Source organism: Nonomuraea fastidiosa (genome assembly GCF_042751225.1).
Classification (GTDB): Bacteria; Actinomycetota; Actinomycetes; order Streptosporangiales; family Streptosporangiaceae; genus Nonomuraea; species Nonomuraea fastidiosa.
The window spans coordinates 7,456,629-7,477,276 of sequence record NZ_CP170570.1 but is presented as its reverse complement, the minus strand read 5'-3'; the positions used below and the strand labels follow the sequence as shown (position 1 = coordinate 7,477,276).

The window sequence follows — 20,648 nt, the reverse complement described above, 5'->3', positions numbered from 1 at the left end:
GCGGGCGGGGGTCATCGGGGCTCCAGGACGCTCATGCGGGACTTCAGGACGGTCAACGGGGGCTTCGACGCGAACCGGCCCCGGGGCGGCCGGCGAGGGATCGAGGCAGCGAGCCGGGCCGAGGGCGGTCGGCCGGGTCATCGGAGTTCGACCAGGGCGGCGAGTTCGGCGTCGGTCAGCTCGGTGAAGGCGGCCTCGCCGGAGGCGAGCACCGCCTCGGCGAGGGAGCGCTTGGCGGCCAGCATCGTGGCGATGCGGTCCTCGATGGTGCCCTCGGCGATGAGCCGGTGCACCTGGACGGGCCTGGTCTGGCCGATCCGGTACGCGCGGTCGGTCGCCTGGTCCTCGACGGCCGGGTTCCACCAGCGGTCGTAGTGGATGACGTGGTCGGCGCGGGTGAGGTTCAGGCCGGTGCCCGCGGCCTTGAGCGACAGCAGGAAGACGGGGGCCTCGCCGTCCTGGAAGCGCCGCACCATCTCCTCGCGGCGGGCGACCGGCGTGCCGCCGTGCAGGAGCTGGGTGGCGATCCCGCGCCCGGTGAGGTGCCTGTCAAGGAGGCGGGCCATGGCGACGTACTGGGTGAAGACGAGCACGGAGCCGTCCTCGGCGACGATGGTGTCGATCAGCTCGTCGAGCAGCTCCAGCTTGCCGGAGCGGCCGGGCAGGCGCGGGTCGCTCTCGTGCAGGTACTGGGCGGGGTGGTTGCAGATCTGCTTGAGCCCGGTGAGCAGCTTGACGATGAGCCCGCGCCTGGCCGTGCCGCGCGCGTCGGCGATCCGGCCCATGATCTCGCGGACGACGGCCTCGTACAGGCCGGCCTGCTCGGTGGTGAGCGGCACGGGGCGGTCGGTCTCGGTCTTGGGCGGCAGCTCGGGCGCGATGCCGGGGTCGCTCTTGCGGCGGCGCAGCAGGAACGGCCCGACCAGCCGCGACAGGCGTTCCGCCGCCTCGGTGTCGCCGGACTCGACCGGCCTGGCCCAGCGGGCGCGGAAGCGGGCGAGCGGTCCGAGCAGGCCGGGAGTGGTCCAGTCGAGGATGGCCCACAGCTCCGACAGATTGTTCTCGACGGGGGTGCCGGTCAGGGCGACGCGGGCGGCGGCGGGGATCTCGCGCAGCGCCTTGGCGGTGCCGGACGCGGGGTTCTTGACGTGCTGGGCCTCGTCGGCGACCACCATGCCCCAGGTGTGCGCGGCCAGGCGGTCGGCGTCGAGGCGCATGGTGGCGTACGTGGTGAGCACGAACCCCTCGTCGGCGAGCGTTCTGTTGCCTCCGTGGTAGCGGCGTACCGGGACGCCGGGCGCGAAGCGGGCGATCTCCCGCTCCCAGTTGCCCAGCAGCGAGGCCGGGCAGACGACCAGCGTCGGCCCGGCCGCATGGTGCAGGTGCAGGGCGATGAGCGTGACGGTCTTGCCGAGGCCCATGTCGTCGGCCAGGCAGGCGCCGAGACCGAGCGAGGTCATCCTGGCCAGCCAGCGCAGCCCGGAGAGCTGGTAGTCGCGCAGGGTGGCGGCCAGGCCGGGCGGCGGCGGCACGTCGGCGGGTTCGCCCAGGCGGCGGCGCAGCTCGTCGAGCCAGGCGGTGGGCTCGACGGGCACCTGCTCGCCCTCGGCCTCGACCGTTCCGGTGAGCGCGGCGGCGAGCGCTTCGATGCCGGTCAGCGGCTTGAGCTCGCGCTGCCGGGCCTTGCGCGCCAGGTCGGGGTCGATGAGCACCCACTGGTCGCGCAGCCGTACGACGGGGCGGTGCGCTTCGGCGAGCCGGTCCATCTCCTCGGCGGTCAGGCGCTGCCCGCCGAGCGCGAGCTGCCAGTCGAAGCTCGCCAGGTGGTTGCCGCCGAGGAAGGAGGGCAGGTCGGACGGCGCCGGGTCGCGGTCGCCGACGACGGCACGGGCGGTGAGGCCGCGGACGAGGGATCGCGGCCAGTGCACGTCCACGCCCGCGGCGGCCAGCCGGTCGGCGGCCCCGGCCAGCAGCTCCTCCACGTCGCCGTCGGACAGCGCGAGCTCGTCGGGCACGGCGCTGTCGAGCAGTTCCTGCAGGCGGGGCCAGGCGCGGGCGGCCCGGCGTACGGCGAGGGTGGCCTCGATCCTGGCGCGCGGGCCGAAGCCGGGGTCGCGGCCGCGCCACAGGTCGGCGGCGTCCACGACGAGCGCGGGGTCGGCGAGGCTGTGCAGCTGGGCGACGGCGCGGAGCTCGGCGCCGTCCTGATCGCCGGCCAGGTCGTCGGCCTCGATGCGCAGCGACAGCCGCAGGCCCGCGTCCAGCCCTGATGAGACCTCCTCGGCCCAGCCGCGCAGGTGGGGCACCTTGACGGGGTTCATGGCGGCGTAGGCGGTCTGTCCGGTGGCGCGTACGGCGCCGGGCGAGCGCGGCATGGCGTCGGCGACGGCGTCGAGGAAGGCCCGCAGCAGCGGCTCGGCGTCAGGCAGCAGCGCATCACCGGCGGCGTGCGGGGTGCCGTCCAGAGAGAGCGGTACGGCGCGGGCGGCGGCGGGCATGGCGGCGGCCAGCTCGCGTACGCGGCGGGCGTCGTCGGCGTCCAGCGGCCCGGCCCGCCAGGAGTCGTGCTCGCCGGGGGATACGCCGGGCAGGATGCGGCCCCGGGTGACGAGCTGCAGCGCGATGAGCGCGGCGGCGCCCCAGAAGCGCGCCGCTGGGTGAGCGTGGGGGTCTTTGCGGGCTCTGGCCAGGGCGGCGACGGCCTGCCCGACGGGCACGAACGTGGCGGGGACGGATCGGGTGGCCACGCCGCCGTCACGTTCTTCCGCTACGGTCAGCACACTGTCCCCCTCTGGGGTGAGGAAGGCGATGTGCCCGCTTCGTGGCGGGTCGCCGGGCTGGAAGACCGCAGGGTACCGGGCCAGATCCGTCTGAGAGCTCACGGCCGTACAGTGTACGGTACGTGGGGGGTGGGGTTTACCGCAGTAGCGAACGGGCATCGGCCTCATTCCGCACGCGTTCCGATCATCCATAGCCTGGATCGCATGACTGACTGGCTGGTAGGACTCATGGACCGCCTCGGAGCGCCCGGGGCGGGCCTCGCCGTCGCGCTGGAGAATCTCTTTCCGCCCCTGCCGAGCGAGGTGATCCTGCCGCTGTCGGGTTTCACCGCGAGCCAGGGCGAGATGCAGCTGCTCGACGTGATCATCTGGACCACCCTGGGCTCGGTGATCGGCGCGCTCGCGCTGTACGGCGTGGGAGCCCTGCTGGGCCGCGAGCGCACGCTGGCCATCGCAGCGAAGCTCCCCCTGGTCAAGACCTCCGACATCGAGAAGACCGAGGCGTTCTTCCAGCGGCACGGCCGCATGACCGTCTTCTTCGGCCGGATGATCCCCATTTTTCGCAGCCTGATCTCCATCCCGGCCGGTGTCGAGCGCATGCCGGTGCTCACGTTCACGCTGCTCACCGCGGCGGGCAGCCTCATCTGGAACACGATCTTCGTCATGGCCGGCTACGTGCTGGGGGAGAACTGGCACCTCGTCGAGACGTACGTCGGCATCGCCACCAACGTGGTGATCGCCATCGTGGTGGTGGCGATCCTGGTGTTCATCGGCGTCCGGCTGGCCGAGCGGCGCAAGGGCAGGCATGCGAGCCGTCGCTGAGGGCCTGCGGGTGACCGGCGCGGTCACGGCGGGCGGTCTGACCGCACTGTTCGAACTCCTCTTCCTCATCGTGGCGCTGCCGTTCCTGAGCCATCCGAACGTCCGCGCGACCGGCCGCCGCCTGGCCCGGCTGGAGGCGCGCCGCCTGCGCCTGCAGACCTCCGAGCTGGACGCGCTCGGCGACGAGCGCGGCGATCGCGCCCTGCGCTACCTGGCGGCGCGGCTGCCCATCGGGGTGCTCGGCGGCCTGGTGATCGCGCTGCTGGCGATCGGCGCGGTGATGGTGACACGGCTGCTGCTGGCCTGGAGCATGGGCGAGCCGTACGACGGCATGCGGCCGACGGCGCCGCTGGTGGCGTACCTGACGATCAGCGGGTTCGTCCTGCTGTTCCTGGACCTGTCGGGGGTGGCGGGCGTGCACGCGCTGGAACGCCGGCTGGCCGTCCGCATGCTCGGCCCGGACCCGACCGAGAAGCTGCGGCGCCGCATCGACGAGCTGGCCGAGAGCCGGGCCGGCATCGTCGCCGCGGTCGACTCCGAGCGGCGCCGCATCGAACGCGACCTGCACGACGGGCTGCAGCAACGCCTGGTAGCGCTGTCGATGCTCATCGGCCGCTCCCTGCGCGGCCGCCCCGAGCTGCTGCAGCAGGCACACCAGGAGGCGCAGCAGGCGCTGGCCGAGCTGCGCGAGGTGGCCTGGCGCGTCTACCCGAGCGGGCTGGACTCGCTCGGGCTCGGCGAGGCGCTCGCCGGGGTCGCGGAGCGCTCGAGCGTCCCGGTCACGGTAGATTGCCGGCTGCCCGAACGTCCCCCGATGGCGGTGGAGACGGCGGCGTACTTCGTGGTGTGCGAGGCGGTGACGAACGCCGCCAAGCACTCAGGGGCGGCGGCCATCACGGTCGAGGTGCACAAGGAGGGGGCGGCGGTGCTCGTACGCGTGCGTGACGACGGCGTCGGCGGCGCGCGGCCGTCGGGCGGCGGCCTGTCCGGGCTGGCCAGGCGGGTGGCGGCGCTGGACGGCCGGTTCGAGGTCGACAGCCCCGCGGGCGGCCCCACCACGGTCACGGCGGTGCTGCCGTGCGGGTGATCCTGGCCGAGGACTCCACGCTGCTGCGCGAGGGCCTGGTACGGCTGCTGCTGGAGGAGGGCCACGAGGTGCCGGCCGCCGTCAGCGACGGCGAGGCGCTCATCGAGGCCGTGGAGCGGCACGAGCCCGACATCGTGGTGGTCGACGTGCGCATGCCGCCCACCCACACCGACGAGGGCCTGCGGGCGGCGCTGGAGATCCGCAGGCGCCGGCCGCAGGTGAAGGTGCTGGTGCTGTCGCAGTACGTGGAGAAGCGCTACGCGACCGAGCTGATGAGCTCCGACGTCGAAGGGGTCGGCTACCTGCTGAAGGACCGCGTCGGCCAGGTCGGCGACTTCCTCGACGCCCTGGAGCGCGTGGGCGCGGGCGGCGCCGCCTTCGACCCCGAGGTGGTGCGCCAGCTGCTGGCCCGCACCACCCGGCGCGACCCGCTGGCGAAGCTGACCGCCCGCGAGCGCGAGGTGCTGGAGCTCATGGCCCAGGGCCTGACCAACGCCTCGATCGCCCAGGCGCTGCACATCTCGCAGAGCGCGGTGGAAAAGCACGTCAACTCGCTGTTCGACAAGCTCGACCTGTCGCACATCACCGGATACAGCCGGCGCGTGCTGGCGGTGCTCCACTTCCTGAAGTCCTGACCTGAGCCGTCACCCTCCCCGGCGCGCCCATCGGGCTGATGATCAAGGGCAGGCGCACGGCCGGCTCATCGACGTTGATCGAAAACGCCGGACGGGTGCCGGCGAACTGTCCGCGAAATGTCGGCATGGCCGGTTACCGTGCCCTGACATGGATCATGAGGACGAGATCAGGAAGCTGATCCGGCGGCGCGACGCCGAGCGGCTCGCCGAGCGTGTCATGGCGCTCGACGGGCCGTCACGCAGGCGGGTCGCGGCGATGCTGCCGGAGGTGCTGAAGGAGCTGCCGGCCGTCCACAGCGGGTGGGACTCCGGCGGCCTGGCCGGCTTCGGTCCCGTGCTGCGGGTGGCGGGCGCGGCCACCCTGGGCGGCGCGGCGGCCGTCGCGTCGTGGCTGTATCGGCGCTCGTTCGCGCCGCAGTGGGCCGGCCCCGACGACGACGTCGACCTCATCCTCGCCGTGCTCGCCGGCCGTCCCGCCGCCTGGCGGGCCGACCTGGCCGAACGGCTGGCGCGGCGGCTGCGCGCCGCCGACGACCGCGGCATGCGGCTGGCGCTGGAGCTGCTGCGCCAGACCGGCATCGAGCCGCCGCGCAACGACGCGCTGGTGGCCGGCTGGGCCGCGCAGCCGCCGGAGGGCCTGGCCGATGATCCGCTGCTCGGCCACCTGCTGCCCCGGCTGTTCGAGGCGCAGGGCGTGGGGCGGGTCCTGCAGTGGGACACCGACCCCGATCGGGGGTTGCTGGGCGCGCTGCTGCGGCTCGCCGGGAGCGGGCGGGTGCGGCGGGCCGATCTCCTCGACGGCTGCCTGCGGCGGTTCCTGCTCGGCGGCACCCCGGTCGAGCTGCGCTTCTTCGTACGCCTGCACGAAGCGCTCGACCCGCAGCCGGCCGAGGTCGAGCCCCGCGCCCGCGACTACCTGCCGCTGCTGCCCGCCGCCCCGGGCACGGTCGCCGAGGCGGCCGCCAAGCGGCTGCGCGGCTGCCCGGCGCTGACCGCCGGCGACCTGGCCGAGGCATGGGAGTCCTTACTGTTCCGCCCCGAGCGCAAGCTGGTGCGGGCCGGGCTGTCGTGGCTGCGTGCGGAGGTGCGCCGCGCGCCCGAGCTGGCGGTCGTGGCGGCGGCGCCGCTGGCCAGGGCGTTCGGGGCCGGCTTCGCCGAGCTGCAGGAGAAGGCGGCCGAGCTGGCGCTGGCCTGCGCGCCCGGCATGGACGAGCAGGGCCGCGAGACGATACGTCAGGCGATCGGACTGCTGCCGCCCGAGCCGGGCGCCCGGGTGGCGGACGCGTTCGGCGGCGGCACGGTCGCCGAGGCCGAGCCGGTCCACCTGCCGCCGCTGCCCGCCGCGCCCGAGCGCGCCCGGCCCTTCGAGCCGCCGCCCGCCGAACCCGGCGAGCTGGTGGAGCTGTGGTCGGACAGCCATCTGCACTCGTGGCAGACCTGGGAGCGGCTGCTGGCCGGGTTCGTCACGCTCGCCTACCACGACCGCGACGCGCTGGCGGCGGCGCTGGCCACGATCAGGACCCCCATGTGGAAGTCGGGTCCCCGGGCCGCCAACTGGACCTCCGTGGACCGCTGGTTCCAGGGCCTGGCCGACCACCTCACCGACCAGGCGCCTGACGCGCAGGTGTGGCGTACGGCGATGCCGGTGGCGGAGCTGCCCACCCCGCAGCTGCTGGTGCTGTACCGCGCGGCCGAGATCCTGCGCGCGCTGGAGGAGGGCACGCTGCCGCCGCTGCTGCTGGCCACGCCCACGCACGACACCGGGCACGTGGCCGCCGACGAGCTGGTGCGCCGCATGGAGGTGCTGGAGGCGGCGGGCGTCAAGCCGCTGGCCGCCGACCTGCAGCAAGCGCTGCTGCGGCTGCCGCCGGGCGAGCTTCCCGATGCCGGTCGCCTGACGTCGGCGGCGGGGCGCATCCTGGCCGGCTGGCGGCATCCTGAGCCCGAGCTGACGCTGCGGTGGTATAGCGGCAATCGGGATCTCGAGGTGAACGTCGACTGCTGCGGCCACGACCACCCCGTCGAGCTGATGACCTTCGTCCGCCGTCGCGTGCGCACGGGACTGCCGCTGGTGGACCTGATGTTCCGCCGGTTCGAGCACCACGTCCTGGCACATCACCTCGACTGGTGGCCCGCCATGCTGCCCTCACACCGCGAGGTGGCCGCGGCGCACCTCACCCGCGGCCTGCTGCGGGGCACGGACGAGTGGACGCTGTACGCGCAGTACGCGCGGTCGCTGGCGCGGGCCGAAGGGCCGGTGGGCGAGTCGTTCGCGGTGGTGCTTGCGCGGCTGCTGGGCGATGCCCGGCAGCGGCCGGAGGCGGTGGAGGTGCTGCTGGAGGTGGCCGCGCGCGGCGAGCTGCCGGCCGGGGAGCTCGGCAGGCAGGTCGGGCTCATGCTCAAGAGCCGCAAGGCGCGGATGGGCGACATGGTGGCCGCCTTGGGCGAGGCCGCCGAGCGCGGCGCGCACGCACAGGTGTGGTCGATCGCGGCGGCGGCGCTGCCCGTGCTGCTGCCCGCGCCGGGGCAGCGGCCGCGCAACGGGCTCGCCGGCTTCGTCGCGCTGGCCGCCAGGGTCGCCGGATGGTGCGGGGCGCGCGGGGAGATCCCGCAGGTGCGCGACCTGGCCTCCCGCAAGGGGAGCAGCGCGCTGCTGCGCGAGCTGCGCGGCCTGCACACCCTGTTGACCTCGCCCGGCGGGCACGGGAGCGCCGGGGCCGTCACCGATGCCGCGAAGGAAGGCCGAGCATGATGGGTCACCACAGGTCACAGCCGATGAAGGGCGAGGCACACGGCGTGCGCCTGCACATCGCCGACCTGGTGCGCGCCGCCGCCGGACCGGACGCCTCCCGCATGACCGTACGACGGGCCCAGGTGGGCGCGGTCGGGGAGACGACCGTCACGTGCGACGGCCGGCCGCTCGCGGTCGACGGCCTGGACGAGCCGTTCGAGCGGCTGCGCGAGATGTCGTACCGGGAGGGCGAGGGCACCTGGTTCACCTGCGAGCTGGAGCTGTCCGCCGACAGCCGCGGCTACGTCTGCCGCACCGACGGCGAGGAGATGCCGTTCGCGCAGGTCGATCCGCTGGGGGCGCTGGGGGAGATGACGGTGTTCCACCGGCACGAGCCGCCCGGCTGGCTGGTGGCGGCGCTGCCCACGGCCGCGCCGCTGAGCCCGCCCGCCTCGGTGGTGTCCAGCCGGCTCAGGCCGCCGGGCATCCCCCTCGCCGATTGGCGCACCGTCCTGACCCACCACCAGCCGCCGATCACCGGCGAGGTGTCCTACACCCCGGCCACGGGCATGACAGCCCGCGCCGTCCGGCTGGATGAGCAGGCCGAGCCGCCGCCCGGCCTGCGGTACCTCTACCTGGAGACACGGCCGGGCGATCCCGAGGAGGAGAGGCTCGTGGTGGTCGCCTTCGGCGATGAGTACTGGCTGGTCCGTCACCCGTTCGGGATCGCCGACGGAGCGCGGCTGGACCCCGACGAAGCCCTCGGCGAACCCGTGCGGTCGCTGACCCTCGACAAAGCGACGCTGCGGCTGGAGCTGCCGGCGTGGGCCGCCGACGACCTGCAGACCGAGACCGTCTTCGAGGTCGCCCTCGACCTGGACGCCGCCCAGATGGCCACGCTGCGGGCGGCCGTTCCGCAGGTGCTGAGCCAGGCCGCGGACCCGCCCGAGCTGATCGGGTTCTGACGTCAGCCCGCGGGGCGCAGCCCGGCGAACAGGTCGTCCTCCGGCAGCGTGACCTCCACGTGGCTGCGGGCCAGGTGGTAGTCCTCGGTGGGCCAGACCTCGCGTTCGACGTCGCGGTCGTGGAGCATGAACCCTCCTGCCGGATCGATCTGGGTGGCGTGCGCGAGCAGCGCCCGGTCCCGGGTGGCGAAGTGCTCGGCGCAGGGCACGCGGGTGGTGAACGCCGGCTCGGGCGCGTCGGCGGGGAACTCGGCCAGGACGCCCGCCATGGGGGAGTCGAGACCGCGTGCGGTCAGGGCGTCGTGCATGGTCTGGAACCACGCCTTGGACAGCGCGCCGTGGTAGTAGAGCTTGCTCGGCTGCCACGGCGCGCCCGCCTCGGGGTAGGAGGCGGCGTCGCCTGCCGCGTCGAAGGCGGCCACCGTCACCCGGTGGGTGTGCACGTGGTCGGGGTGCGGGTAGCCGCCGGTCTCGTCGTAGGTGATGATCACGTGCGGGCGGAAGGAGCGGATGAGCGCCACCAGCCGCCCGGCCGCCTGCTCGACGGGCGTGCGGGCGAAGCAGTCGTCGGGCAGCGGCTCGCCGGGGCCGGGCAGGCCGGAGTCGACGTAGCCGAGGAACCGCTGCCGCACGCCGAGGATCTCGCGGGCGGCGGCCATCTCGGCGCGCCGGATCTCAGGAAGGTTCTCCCGTACGCCGGGTTTGTCCATGGCAGGGTTGAGCACGTCGCCGACCCTGCCTGCCGGTGACGCCGGTGACCAGGACGGGTGCGGTGGATGCGGACACGACTCTCCTCTGCCGACCAAAAACGGCGGGGCCCGCCGTTTACCGAGGGGGTGATGACGCGATGCCCGAGCGCCAGCGCGCGGACGCCCGGCGCAACCATGCGCGGATCCTCGCCGTGGCCGAGCAGGAGGTCGCCGCCCACGGCGCGAACGCCTCGCTGGAGCAGATCGCCCGCGTCGCCGGGGTCGGCTCGGCCACCGTGCGCCGCCACTTCCCGACCCGCCGCGCCCTGCTGGAGGCGGTCTCCCACCGGCGCATCGACGCCCTGTGCGAGCGCGCCCGCGAGCTGGCCGGCAAGGACGACAGCCGGGCCGCCCTGCTGGAATGGCTGGGCGACCTGCTGGCCTACTGCGTGACCGCCCGGGGGCTCGCCAACGTCCTCACCTACGACGCCGAGACCGAGGCGGCGCACCAGAACGCCTGCTCAGTCCGCATAGTGGAGGCCGGCGACCCGCTCCTGCGCCGGGCCGTCGAGGACGGCGCGGTCTCCGGCGAGGTCACCGTCGCCGACCTGGTCACGCTGGTGGTCGGCATCGCGCTGGCCACCGAGCACCACCCCGACCCCAGGGGGCGGCCGAGCGCCTGTTCGCGCTGGCCGTGGCCGGGCTGAGCCCGCAGCGCTGACGCCGGGGAACGCTCAGGCGAAGCCGCCCGCGCGCGCCCCGATCCGGCGGTCAGCGGGCGAGCCGATGAGGGTGTCGCGCATCCTCATGGGAGATCTCCGATACGCGGCCGCGCGAGCGTCGCCGGCGGCGATGTCCGGTGAATGTCCTGCCGATGACCTGGGCGATCACGCAGGAACGGGTGAACAATCGATCGCGCCGGCGGCGATGAGTTCCGGGCCGATGCCCGGTCTGTAAGGACGAACCCGATCGCCCGTACGCGAGGAGAGCGCCGTGACCGTCACCTACACCTTCGACGTCTTCGCCAGCCTCGACGGCTTCGGCTCGGCGACCGGCGACTGGACGGGCTACTGGGGCAAGCAGGGCCCCGAGCTGCTTCAGCACCGGCTTGCCTGCTACAGCGAGGAGCAGCGCATGGTCTTCGGCGCCACCACGTTCCGCGACTTCGTGCGGATGCTGGCCGACGCCGGCGCGGAGGCGGACGTGCGCGACCCGTGGGTGACCCGCATGCGGAACCTGCCGGCCACCGTGATCTCCAACACGCTCACCGAGCCGCTCGACTGGCCGGGCGCGACCGTCGAGAGGGGCGATGCGGTGGAGGTGGTGGCGCGGCTGAAGGAGCAGTCGAAGGTGCCGCTGCGCTCGCACGGCAGCCTGGCGATGAACCGGGCCCTGATGGCGGCGGGCCTGGTGGACCGGGTGCAGGTGACGATCTTCCCGGTGATCACGGGACGTACGGGAGCGGCCCCGATCTTCAAGGGCGCGGCGGACTTCGATCTGGAGCTGCTGGAGAGCCGGACGCTCGACGGCCGTATCCAGGAGCTCGTCTACCGCCCCACGTTGCACTGACGGGCGGGCTCAGGCCAGGCTCTCGCCGCCGTCGACGGTGATGATCTGGCCGGTGACGTAGTTATTGGCCATGCAGAACAGCGCCGCGGCGGCGGCCTCCTGGGCCGTGCCGACGCGGCCGAGCGGGGCGTCTGCACCGGCGGCGGCGACGCCCTCGTCGGAGTCCAGGCCGGGCAGCGAGCGCAGCAGCGGGGTGTCGATGCGGCCGTAGCGAATGGTGTTGACGCGCACCCGCGAGGGGGCGAGCTCGACCGCCAGGGCCTTGGTGAGGATCTCCACGCTGCCCGCGGCCGTCAGCGGGGCGGACATGCCGGGCATGGGCCGCTCCACGAGGATGCCGGAGCTGAAGGTGAGCGAGCCGCCGGCCGGCAGGCGGGCGGCGGCGGCACGGGCGATGGCGAAGGGCCGCCACGCCGCCTGTGCGAGGGTCTCGCGGATGCTTTCAGAGGTCAGGTCTTTCAGCAGGCCGGCGCCGCCGATGCCGCCCGCGGTGGAGTAGACGTGCTGCACCTCGCCGGCCCGCTCGAACGCCTGGTCCAGCGTGCGCTCGTCGCCGGCATCGCCGGCCGCGGTGAGCACGTCGTCCTCGCCGCTCGGCGCGGCGGCGCGTACGTGGCCGGCGGCGGCCTTCAGCCGCTCGGGGTCGCGGCCGACCAGCACGACGCGGGCGCCGACCTGGCGCAGCAGGGTGCCGGCGGCCAGGCCGATGCCGGAGCTGCCGCCCAGCAGCAGCACGGTGGAGCCGGCCAGCGATGCGGGCAGCGGCGTGCGGACGGGAATGGGGGTGGTCATGAGGATGATGCCCCTTCGAAATAAACCAACTGGATGTTTTTGTCCTTGGGCCCGATCCTGCACGCCGGCGACGCCAGAGTCAACCGGATGGTTTAATTTGACGCATGGCCTACGACGCGGACGACACCAGACGACGCATCTTCGAGGCGGCGACGGCAGAGTTCGCCCGATACGGCCTGGCCGGCGCGCGGGTCGCCCGCATCGCCGAGGAGGCCCAGGCCAACAAGCAGGCCATCTACCTCTACTTCGGCAGCAAGGAGAAGCTGTTCGCCGCCGTCGTACGGGCCAAGCTCGAGGAGATCAGCTGCACGGTGACGATCGACCCGGACGCGATCGCCGAGTCGGTCGGGCAGATGTTCGACTGGTACCGGGAGCATCCCGAGCTGATCAGGCTGCTGCTGTGGGAGGCGCTGGAGGCCGGTGACTGCTTCATCGGCGAGGCCGAGCGGCGGGAGACCTTCCGCGACAAGGTGCGCTTGCTGACCGACAGCGGCATGGTGCCGGCCTCCGACCACCCCTCGTGCGTACGCGCCGGCCAGGACCTGCTGTTCACGCTCATGGGGCTCATCGCCTGGAACTTCGCCGTGCCCGGCATGTGCAGGGCCGTCCTGGACGAGGACGACGAGCAGGCCGCGTACGCGCGCCGCCGCCAGTACGTCATCGACACGGCCCGGCTCCTCACCACCGCCCGCCTGCGAACTCCTGACCGGCGCGAGAGTCAGGCGGCCGCCGGCGGGTAGGTGGCGGCTTCGTCCAGCTGAAGGGGAGTGCGCGAGGGTGAGACCCGTCTACACCGCCGTCGCCGGGCACGTGGCGGCGCCGCCCGAGCAGGTGTTCACGCTGATCACCGACTGGCCGCGGCATCAGGAGTGGATGTTCATGACCACCGCCCGGCGGGTGGGCGATGACGGCCTGGAGGCCTACACGGGGGCGCGGCCGTTCGGCTTCCTCGACACGATGACGATCACCCACTGGGAGCCGCCGTCGCTGCTGCGCGTCACCCACACCGGCCGCCTGGTGCGCGGGCGGGGCGCCATCCGCCTACGCGCCGTGCCCGGAGGCAGCCGGGTGGTGTGGGCCGAGGAGCTGTACCTGCCCCTGGGGGTGCTGGGGCAGGCGGCCTGGCCGCTGCTGCGGCCGCTGGTGACCGCCGTGGCGCGCCACTCGCTGCGCAAGCTGGCAGCCCTGGCCGCCACAGGCTGAACGCGGCACCGGCCGGGCGTTTCAAAAAGCCGCTCCGCCGGGCGCGAACGCCCATGACCGGCCGGCAGGCCGGCGTGGCAGGTTGGAGTCGTGATCAGCGATCTGCATCCCGGCTACCTGACGTGGGATGAGGTGGACCCCGCCCGCCATCCGTTCGATCCCTCCTCGGCCGCGCAGGTGGTGGCCTCACTCGGACCGGCTCGCCGCGTGCCCGGCCCGAACGCCGCAAGGCACGCGGACGACCTGTGGGCGGACGCCATGTCATACGCCCTCGCCGAGCACTACGGCCGCTGGGTGCTGGGCTGGCGATGGTCCCACGACGAAGGGGACTTCGACGGCGGCCCGGTCGGCGCCTGGTGCTGCCCGCGAGGCTCGATCGGCACGCCGGAGGAGACGATCGCCCGGGTCGCCGAGGCGTTGCGCGAGTGGCGGGCGTGGCTGGAGAGCCTGGCCGGCTGGTTCGAGGCGTACCCGCTGGATCCGGCCTCCATCGACGACCAGCGGATCCTGTGGGAGCGCGCCGCGCGCAACCTGATCTGGCAGGTCGTCGACCGCACCGGCGGCGGCAGCGGCTGGTACGGCCACTGCGGGCAGGTGCTGTCGTGGTTCCTGCAGCGCTGGCAGGTGCAGGCCGGCGTCGCGGAGACCCTGGTCGCCGAAGCGATCGGCGGGCGATTCCGCAGCTGGACCGGCCCCGATCTGGTGCTGGTCGACGACGTCGCCGAACGCCTCGCCCAGACCCTGCACTGGGACACCGCCCCGCCTCGCTCCGAACCCGACCACCTCGAACGCTGGCTGGAGATCCGCGCGTCCGTGCCCTGGCACGACGCCTCGGACGGCGGCGAAGGCGGCCCGGTGACCCCGTCCCGTGACGGCGCCGCGGACGACATCCGCCTCTTCGACGGCGCCATCGACCTCGCCCGCGCCGACGGCCTGCTGGCCGCCCTGGAGCTGGCCCGCGCGGACGCCACGCGCGGCGCCGACCTCACCTTTGAGCGGTTACAGTCCTGGCAGCAGCACGTCCTGGGCACGCCGCAGCCGCCGCCGTTCCGCCGCTCGCCGGCCTTCGCCAAAGGGGGCAGGGAGCGCTATGGCATCGCTCCCGGCACGCGTGCCCGGCTGGACGCCTGCCTGGCCGAGAGCGCGTACGACCGCGAGCGGCCGCTGTTCCTGACCGCCCGCGCGGCACGCGCCTACCTCGACGTGTGCTTCTTCCACCCCTTCGACGACGGCAACGCGCGCGCCGCGTTCCTCGCCCTCGTCTTCGTCCTGGCCCGCGAGGGCGTCGGGCTCGATAGGGTCGGCCTGCTCCGGCGCGTGAGCTTCCAGGCCGACGACCCTGAGGATCCGCTGACCCTCACCCGCTCCATCAACGTCCACCTGGCCTCGACCAGACGCGAAGCCTCCCGCTGACCTCGTCAGGTCCTCGCCGTGACGGCGTGGCGGGCGACGGCGGCGGCGAACGCCGAGATCACCGGGTGCGGGCGCCGCCCGTCGCCGGCCAGCTCCGGCTGGAACATCACGCCGACGAAGAACGGGTGGCCGGGCAGCTCGACCGCGCGGCCCGCGCCGACGTACGGCGCGCCGCCGCCGAGCCCGGCCACCTGCTGCGGCTGGCCGCCACCCCGCTGGCGATCAACGCCACCCTGGCAGGCCGCCTGGCCACCGCGCGGGAGCGTCTGCCCCGCCTGGATGTGCATCTGCGCACCTGCGGGCACCAGGAGGTGGCCGCCGCGGTCGCCGGCGGCGAGGCGGACCTGGCTCTGGCCGACGGCATCACCGCGCCCAGCGACCCGGTGCGCCTGCCCGAGACCGGCCCCATGACGGCCACCGGCGTCAGCGAGGAGGACCTGCTGGTCATGCTGCCGCCCGGCCACCCGCTGGCCCGCCGGACGGCGCTGCGCCTTGCCGACCTGATCGACGCACGCTGGCTGCAGAGCCCGCTGTGCCCGCTGGAGCGGCTGCGCGAGCTGGCCGGCGACGGCTTTCGCGCCGCCGTGGCCTATGACGGCGGCGACGTGCACACCGTGCTCACCCTGGTGGCCGCCGGGCACGGGCTGACCCTGCTGCCCGCCTCTGCCCGGCCGGCGGGGCCGTGCACGGGCGTGCGGCTGGCCGAGCCGCGCCTGGTGCACCGGGTGGAGCTGCTGCACGGCGCGCTGCCGCCCGGCCCGGCCGCCCAGGTGGCCGCGATGCTGGCGGGCGAGGACGCCTCTGAGGACGGCTCTTAGGCGTGCCAGTCGCCGGCGCCGCCGGGCACGGGCGCGCCCGGGTCGTACGGCTCGCGGGTGAAGATGAAGGTGTTGAGGTTGAGGTGGTCGGGCGCCACGCGCAGCGTCTCGCCGGCGTAGTAGCCGTCCAGGCCGAGCCAGGTGCCGTCGTCCTGCGGCACGAACCGTGAGGCCCGCCCGGCGCCGCCGACCGGCTCCAGCGACAGGCGGCGCTCGGGCAGCAGGCGCAGCACGTACGGCTTGGGGCCCCAGTGCCACAGCCCGGTGAGGGCGAGCAGCTCGGGGTCGGCGGGGACGGGCCGCCACTCGTCGGGCATGCGCGGCTCGAACTCGTGCAGGATGTCGAGCAGGTCGTCGGTGAGGGTGCCGCTCATGCCGGTGGTGGTGTTGGCCATGAACAGCACGCCGACGTCGTCGGCCGGGTCGGTCCACACGGTGGCCAGGAAGCCGGGCATGGAGCCGGTGTGGCCGGACAGGCGGCGGCCGCGCGAGCGCGACAGCTGCAGGCCGAGCCCGAAGCCGGAGGTCCAGGTGTCGCCGTCGTCGACGCCGGCCGGCTCGCGCATCTCGGCCAGGGTGTCCTGCGACAGCACGCCGCCGGTGTGGCCGCACAGGAAGGCGGCCCAGCGGGCCAGGTCGTGCGGGGTGGACCACAGCTGCCCGGCCGGGCCCATGGCGTCGGCGTCGTGCTCGGGCTCGGCCAGCACCACGTCGGCGAAGGGATGCACCGCATAGCCGGTGGCGTGCGGCGGGCGGGGGCGCGCGGTGGTGTCGTGCATGCCGAGCGGGTCGAGCACCTCGGCGCGCAGCGCCTTGAGCCAGGTCGTGCCGCGCAGGCGGCCCACCAGCTCGCCGAGCAGCGCGAACCCGACGTTGGAGTAGTGGAAGCGGCGGCCCGGCCGGTGCTTGAGCTCCTTGTCGTCGAGCCGGTCGATCAGGTCGTGGACGGGGATGCCCGGGGTGCGCTCCCACCATTCGGTGGGCGGCTCGGCGGTCAGGCCCGCGGTGTGCGACATCAGCTGGGCGATGGTGAGGTGGCCGACCTTGGTGCCGGGCAGGTGCCGCTCGAGGGGGTCGTTGAGGTCGAGCAGGCCCTCATCGCGCAGCCGCATGACGACGACGGCGACCATGCTCTTGGTGATCGACCCGATTCGGTATTGGGTGGCCGGCGTCGGCTCGTGGTCGCCGACGCGGCCTCTGCCGCCGAACCACGCCGTCCGCCCGTCGCGGACGATCGCCGCCGTCAGCGACGGCATCCTGCATTCGGCCTGCTCGACGGCCAGCCTGCGCAGCAGGGCGCGGGCCGTCGTCTGTCCCACCTGACTCATGAGCCACAAGGGTAGTCGCTGATCGCGCGCTCAGCGGGAGGGAGCGCGATCGAAGGTGTCGAGGATGAGGCGGACGACGCCGGCCTGCGCGCCCTCGTCAACGGCCTGTTCCCCGCCTCGGCGCATGAAGCGAGCGCGCCGCCCCCGGCCGGGAAGCGGCGCGCCGCATCAGGTGCCGATCAGGGGCCGCAGGCGGCGGCCGGACGAGCCCGTCCCCGCCGCGGCGATCACTCTCGTCGGCCCGTTCCTCTACTCTTGCCACCGACAAGCAGGCGGAGGAGGGTTGGCGCGTGAAGCCTGGCGACAACGGGCCGGTCGGTGCGACGCTGGAGGCGGTCCTCGAACGCATCACCTACGCCAACGAGGAGACCGGCTACACCATCGCCCGGGTCGCCACCGACCGCACCGGCCCCGACCTGCTGACCGTCGTCGGCCCGCTGCTCGGCGCGCAGGTCGGCGAGTCGCTGCGGCTGCGCGGACGCTGGACCTCCCACCCCCGCTACGGCCGCCAGTTCGAGGTGTGGTCCTACACCACCGTCCTGCCGGCCACCGTGCAGGGCATCCGCCGCTACCTCGGCTCCGGGTTGATCAAGGGCATCGGCCCCAAGATGGCCGAGCGCATCGTCGACCACTTCGGCACCGACACCCTCGACATCATCGAGCAGCATCCCGAACGCCTGATCGAGGTGCCCGGCCTCGGCCCCAAGCGCACCAAGATGATCGCCGCCGCCTGGGAGGAACAGAAGATCATCAAAGAGGTGATGATCTTCCTGCAGGGGGTCGGCGTGTCCACCTCCATCGCGGTGCGCATCTTCAAGCAGTACGGCGAAGGCTCCATCAACGTCGTGCGCACCCAGCCGTACAAGCTGGCCGACGACGTGTGGGGCATCGGCTTCAAGACCGCCGACACCATCGCCCAGGCCGTCGGCATCCCCCACGACAGCCCCGAACGCGTCAAGGCCGGGCTGCGCTACACCCTGTCGCAGGCCGCCGACGACGGCCACTGCTACCTGCCCGCCCCCAACCTCGTCGCCGACGCCGTCAAGATCCTCGACGTGCCGCCCGACCTCGTCACCGCCTGCCTGGAGGAGCTGGTGGCCGACGAGGGCGTCATCCGCGAGGAGGTCCCCGCGGGCGACAACCACGTCCCGGCCGTCTACCTGCCGCCCTTCCAGCGCGCCGAAGCCTCCCTGGCGGCGAGCCTGCTCGGCCTGCTGCACAACAGCCACGACCGGCTCAAGAGCTTCACCGACGTCGACTGGGAGCGCGCCGAGCGCTGGCTGCACGGCCAGACCGGCGCCGAGCTGGCCCCCGAGCAGCGCCAGGCCGTCCGCCTGGCGCTGACGCACAAGGTCGCCGTGCTGACCGGCGGCCCCGGCTGCGGCAAGAGCTTCACTGTACGCTCGATCGTGCTGCTGGCCCGCGCCAAACGCGCCAAGGTCATCCTGGCCGCCCCCACCGGCCGGGCCGCCAAGCGCCTGGCCGAGCTGACCGGGCACGAGGCCACCACCGTCCACCGGCTGCTGCAGCTGCGCCCCGGCGGCGATCCCACCTTCGACCGCGACAACCCCCTCGACGCCGACCTGGTCGTGGTGGACGAGGCGTCGATGCTGGACCTGCTGCTGGCCAACAAGCTCGTCAAGGCCGTCGCGCCCGGCGCGCACCTGCTGTTCGTCGGCGATGTCGACCAGCTGCCGTCGGTCGGCGCCGGCGAAGTGCTCAAAGACCTGCTGGCCGCCCCCGGCATCCCGCGCGTGCGCCTGACGCAGATCTTCCGCCAGGCCCAGGAGTCCGGCGTCGTCGTCAACGCCCACCGCGTCAACACCGGCCGCCACCCCGTCCTGGAGGGCATGAAGGACTTCTTCCTGTTCCCCTGCGAGGAGCCGGAGGAGATCGCCGCCCTCACCGTCGACGTCGTCGCCCGCCGCATCCCGCGCCGCTTCGGCCTGGACCCCCGCCGCGACGTGCAGGTCCTGGCGCCCATGCACCGCGGCGCCGCCGGCGCGGGCAACCTCAACGCCGCCCTGCAGGAGGCGCTGACCCCGGCACGGGAGAACATGCCCGAACGCCGCTACGGCGGCCGCGTCTTCCGCATCGGCGACAAGGTCACCCAGCTGCGCAACAACTACGACAAGGGCGCGGCGGGGGTGTTCAACGGCACGGTCGGCATCGTCACCGACATCCGCCCCGACGAGCACAAGCTCACCGTCCTCACCGACGAGGACGAGTCCGTCGACTACGCCTTCGACGAGCTCGACGAGCTCGCCCACGCCTACGCCGTCTCCATCCACCGCTCCCAGGGCAGCGAATACCCCGCCGTGGTGATCCCGCTGGCCACCAGCGCCTGGATGATGCTGCAGCGCAACCTCCTCTACACCGCCATCACCCGCGCCAAGAAGCTCGTCGTCATCGTCGGCTCGCGCCGGGCGCTGGCCCAGGCCGTCCGCACCAAAGGGGCCGGTCGCCGCCACACCGGGCTCACCCACCGCCTGGCCGCCCCCCACAAGTAATGGAAATGTGATCGAACTCTCCCAAACGATTCGGCGTCTTATATGCGTAAGCATTAGGGTTCTTGACGTGCCCTTGAGGGCACCGTTGGGGAGAGGAAGACGTTGAACGCAGTGACCGTCCACAGGAGACCCGCCGCCCTCGCACTGCTGGCCGCGGCCGCCCTGACGACGTCCTGCTCAGGCGGCTCCGCCAGCCCGCCTCCCGACGCCCCCGACGCCACCATCGTCGCCACCCCGCAGGCGCCCACCGTCGCCATCACCCCGGCCGAAGGCACCAGCAAGGTCCACCCCGACAAAAAGGTCGTGGTGACCGCCGCAGGCGGCGCCCTGGACAACGTCACGGTCGAGGCCGAAGGCGAGCAGCTGTCGGGCAAGTTCAACGCCGACAAGACCCGGTGGATCTCCAAGACGCCGCTGAAGCCGTCCACCCGCTACCGCGTCTCGGCCACCGCCGGCGCCACCACCGCCACCAGCACGTTCACCACCGCCAAGCCCGAACGCGCCCTGCAGGTGGCCGACGTGACGCCCAACCGCAAGGGCGAGAAGATCGGCGTCGGCGCCCCCATCATCGTCACCTTCAACCAGCCCGTCACCTACAAGGCCCGCATCGAGCGCGCCCTGAAGGTCGAGGCGGAAAAGCCCGTGCCGGGCGCCTGGCGCTGGATCAACGACAAGGTCGTCATCTACCGCACCGCCAAATACTGGCCCGCCCACCAGACGGTCACCTTCAACGCCGACATCACCGGCATCAAGGCCGGCAAGGGCCTCTACGGCGTCAAGGACTACACCGCCGACCTGCAGATCGGCGCGCGGCAGATCAGCAAGGTCGACGTCCGCAAGCACATGATGTACGTCTACCGCGACGGCAAGCGCGTGCAGACCATGCGCATCAGCGCCGGCAAGGGCACCACCCGCGAGTACACCACCACCTCCGGCGTGCACCTGACCATGGAACGCGGCAACCCCGTGCGCATGATCTCCCCGGGCCGCAAGAAGGGCGACCCGGAGTACTACGACGTGATGATCAACCACGCGGTGCGGATCTCCAACTCCGGCGAGTACGTCCACGCCAAGGACAACGTCTGGGCCCAGGGCCGGCAGAACGTCAGCCACGGCTGCATCAACGCCCGCCCCGACCAGGCCAAGTGGTTCTACGACACCATGCAGCGCGGCGACGTCGTCGAGATCACCGGCACCGACCGCGAGCTGGAGTGGAACAACGGCTGGGGCTTCTGGCAGATGCCGTTCTCCCAGTGGAAGAAAGGCAGCGCCCTGACGGACGCCACGCCCTGACGAGGAAAGACAC

General features: G+C 73.3%; 17 protein-coding genes. 13 read left to right on the top strand and 4 right to left on the bottom strand.

Translation table 11 applies throughout. The annotated features are described in order from the left end of the window. Positions 1–137: 137 nt before the first annotated feature. A complete protein-coding gene (locus ACFMQL_RS34285) occupies positions 138–2,882 on the bottom strand; it encodes an SNF2-related protein (RefSeq protein ID WP_378788920.1) in 2,745 nt (914 codons plus the stop codon). Positions 2,883–2,984: 102 nt separating this feature from the next. Here ACFMQL_RS34285 and ACFMQL_RS34280 point away from each other — a divergent pair, with 102 nt between their 5' ends. The 5 genes from ACFMQL_RS34280 to ACFMQL_RS34260 all read left to right on the top strand — a co-directional run bounded on the left by ACFMQL_RS34280 (position 2,985) and on the right by ACFMQL_RS34260 (position 9,020). Further along, positions 2,985–3,602: a DedA family protein gene (locus tag ACFMQL_RS34280; RefSeq protein WP_364051280.1), complete on the top strand. Its 618-nt coding sequence runs from the start codon at positions 2,985–2,987 to the stop codon at positions 3,600–3,602. After that, positions 3,586–4,689 (top strand): sensor histidine kinase, encoded by a 1,104-nt coding sequence (locus ACFMQL_RS34275; protein WP_378788918.1) that lies wholly within the window; start codon positions 3,586–3,588, stop codon positions 4,687–4,689. The genes ACFMQL_RS34280 and ACFMQL_RS34275 overlap by 17 nt, the downstream gene beginning before the upstream one ends. Then, the gene (locus ACFMQL_RS34270; RefSeq protein WP_364051286.1) at positions 4,680–5,324 is read left to right on the top strand and encodes a response regulator transcription factor; all 645 of its coding nucleotides are present in this window, start codon (positions 4,680–4,682) and stop codon (positions 5,322–5,324) included. Before ACFMQL_RS34275 ends, ACFMQL_RS34270 begins: the two co-directional genes overlap by 10 nt. A 148-nt stretch (positions 5,325–5,472) precedes the next feature. Then, complete coding sequence (locus ACFMQL_RS34265; protein ID WP_378788916.1) at positions 5,473–8,076, top strand: DUF6493 family protein; 2,604 nt, start codon at positions 5,473–5,475, stop codon at positions 8,074–8,076. Positions 8,077–8,099: 23 nt separating this feature from the next. Further along, positions 8,100–9,020 carry a hypothetical protein gene (locus ACFMQL_RS34260; protein WP_378788915.1) on the top strand — a complete coding sequence of 307 codons (921 nt, stop codon included), beginning with the start codon at positions 8,100–8,102 and terminating at the stop codon, positions 9,018–9,020. A gap of 2 nt (positions 9,021–9,022) precedes the next feature. Here the strand turns inward: ACFMQL_RS34260 and mca are convergent, their stop codons facing one another. Beyond that, positions 9,023–9,745, bottom strand: a complete 723-nt coding sequence (mca, locus tag ACFMQL_RS34255) for a mycothiol conjugate amidase Mca (RefSeq protein ID WP_378788913.1) — start codon at positions 9,743–9,745, stop codon at positions 9,023–9,025. A 122-nt stretch (positions 9,746–9,867) separates the two neighbouring features. Between mca and ACFMQL_RS34250 the strand changes: the two genes are divergently transcribed. Then, on the top strand, positions 9,868–10,416 hold the full coding sequence (locus ACFMQL_RS34250) for a TetR/AcrR family transcriptional regulator (RefSeq protein WP_378788911.1): 549 nt from the start codon (positions 9,868–9,870) through the stop codon (positions 10,414–10,416). Positions 10,417–10,702: 286 nt separating this feature from the next. Continuing rightward, entirely contained in the window at positions 10,703–11,278 is a 576-nt protein-coding gene (locus ACFMQL_RS34245; protein ID WP_378788910.1) for a dihydrofolate reductase family protein, read from the top strand. 9 nt (positions 11,279–11,287) lie between these two features. On the opposite strand, the gene ACFMQL_RS34240 is transcribed toward ACFMQL_RS34245, so the two are convergent. Then, entirely contained in the window at positions 11,288–12,070 is a 783-nt protein-coding gene (locus ACFMQL_RS34240; RefSeq protein ID WP_378788909.1) for an SDR family oxidoreductase, read from the bottom strand. Positions 12,071–12,174: 104 nt separating this feature from the next. Here ACFMQL_RS34240 and ACFMQL_RS34235 point away from each other — a divergent pair, with 104 nt between their 5' ends. From ACFMQL_RS34235 to ACFMQL_RS34220, 4 genes are all read left to right on the top strand, one after another. After that, positions 12,175–12,810: a TetR family transcriptional regulator gene (locus ACFMQL_RS34235; RefSeq protein WP_364051307.1), complete on the top strand. Its 636-nt coding sequence runs from the start codon at positions 12,175–12,177 to the stop codon at positions 12,808–12,810. Between the two features lie 37 nt (positions 12,811–12,847). Then, entirely contained in the window at positions 12,848–13,273 is a 426-nt protein-coding gene (locus tag ACFMQL_RS34230) for an SRPBCC family protein (RefSeq protein WP_378788908.1), read from the top strand. 90 nt (positions 13,274–13,363) lie between these two features. Beyond that, positions 13,364–14,686 carry a Fic family protein gene (locus ACFMQL_RS34225; RefSeq protein ID WP_378788906.1) on the top strand — a complete coding sequence of 441 codons (1,323 nt, stop codon included), beginning with the start codon at positions 13,364–13,366 and terminating at the stop codon, positions 14,684–14,686. Positions 14,687–14,712: 26 nt separating this feature from the next. Further along, complete coding sequence (locus tag ACFMQL_RS34220) at positions 14,713–15,504, top strand: LysR family transcriptional regulator substrate-binding protein (RefSeq protein ID WP_378788905.1); 792 nt, start codon at positions 14,713–14,715, stop codon at positions 15,502–15,504. On the opposite strand, the gene ACFMQL_RS34215 is transcribed toward ACFMQL_RS34220, so the two are convergent. Then, complete coding sequence (locus ACFMQL_RS34215; protein ID WP_364051319.1) at positions 15,501–16,832, bottom strand: serine hydrolase domain-containing protein; 1,332 nt, start codon at positions 16,830–16,832, stop codon at positions 15,501–15,503. The genes ACFMQL_RS34220 and ACFMQL_RS34215 overlap by 4 nt on opposite strands. A gap of 290 nt (positions 16,833–17,122) precedes the next feature. Between ACFMQL_RS34215 and ACFMQL_RS34210 the strand changes: the two genes are divergently transcribed. Both ACFMQL_RS34210 and ACFMQL_RS34205 read left to right on the top strand, forming a co-directional pair. Beyond that, positions 17,123–19,342: an ATP-dependent RecD-like DNA helicase gene (locus ACFMQL_RS34210; protein WP_378788904.1), complete on the top strand. Its 2,220-nt coding sequence runs from the start codon at positions 17,123–17,125 to the stop codon at positions 19,340–19,342. Between the two features lie 111 nt (positions 19,343–19,453). After that, the gene (locus tag ACFMQL_RS34205; protein ID WP_364057397.1) at positions 19,454–20,635 is read left to right on the top strand and encodes an Ig-like domain-containing protein; all 1,182 of its coding nucleotides are present in this window, start codon (positions 19,454–19,456) and stop codon (positions 20,633–20,635) included. The last annotated feature ends 13 nt before the right edge of the window (positions 20,636–20,648 follow it).

What these genes read in the sequence shown, in the direction of transcription:
- ACFMQL_RS34280 (WP_364051280.1), top strand. Translation starts at nt 2,985, where the DNA reads ATGACTGACTGGCTGGTAGGACTCATGGACCGCCTCGGAGCGCCCGGG.
- ACFMQL_RS34275 (WP_378788918.1), top strand. Translation starts at nt 3,586, where the DNA reads ATGCGAGCCGTCGCTGAGGGCCTGCGGGTGACCGGCGCGGTCACGGCG.
- ACFMQL_RS34265 (WP_378788916.1), top strand. Translation starts at nt 5,473, where the DNA reads ATGGATCATGAGGACGAGATCAGGAAGCTGATCCGGCGGCGCGACGCC.
- ACFMQL_RS34260 (WP_378788915.1), top strand. Translation starts at nt 8,100, where the DNA reads ATGAAGGGCGAGGCACACGGCGTGCGCCTGCACATCGCCGACCTGGTG.
- ACFMQL_RS34250 (WP_378788911.1), top strand. Translation starts at nt 9,868, where the DNA reads ATGCCCGAGCGCCAGCGCGCGGACGCCCGGCGCAACCATGCGCGGATC.
- ACFMQL_RS34240 (WP_378788909.1), bottom strand. Translation starts at nt 12,070, where the DNA reads ATGACCACCCCCATTCCCGTCCGCACGCCGCTGCCCGCATCGCTGGCC.
- ACFMQL_RS34235 (WP_364051307.1), top strand. Translation starts at nt 12,175, where the DNA reads ATGGCCTACGACGCGGACGACACCAGACGACGCATCTTCGAGGCGGCG.
- ACFMQL_RS34215 (WP_364051319.1), bottom strand. Translation starts at nt 16,832, where the DNA reads ATGAGTCAGGTGGGACAGACGACGGCCCGCGCCCTGCTGCGCAGGCTG.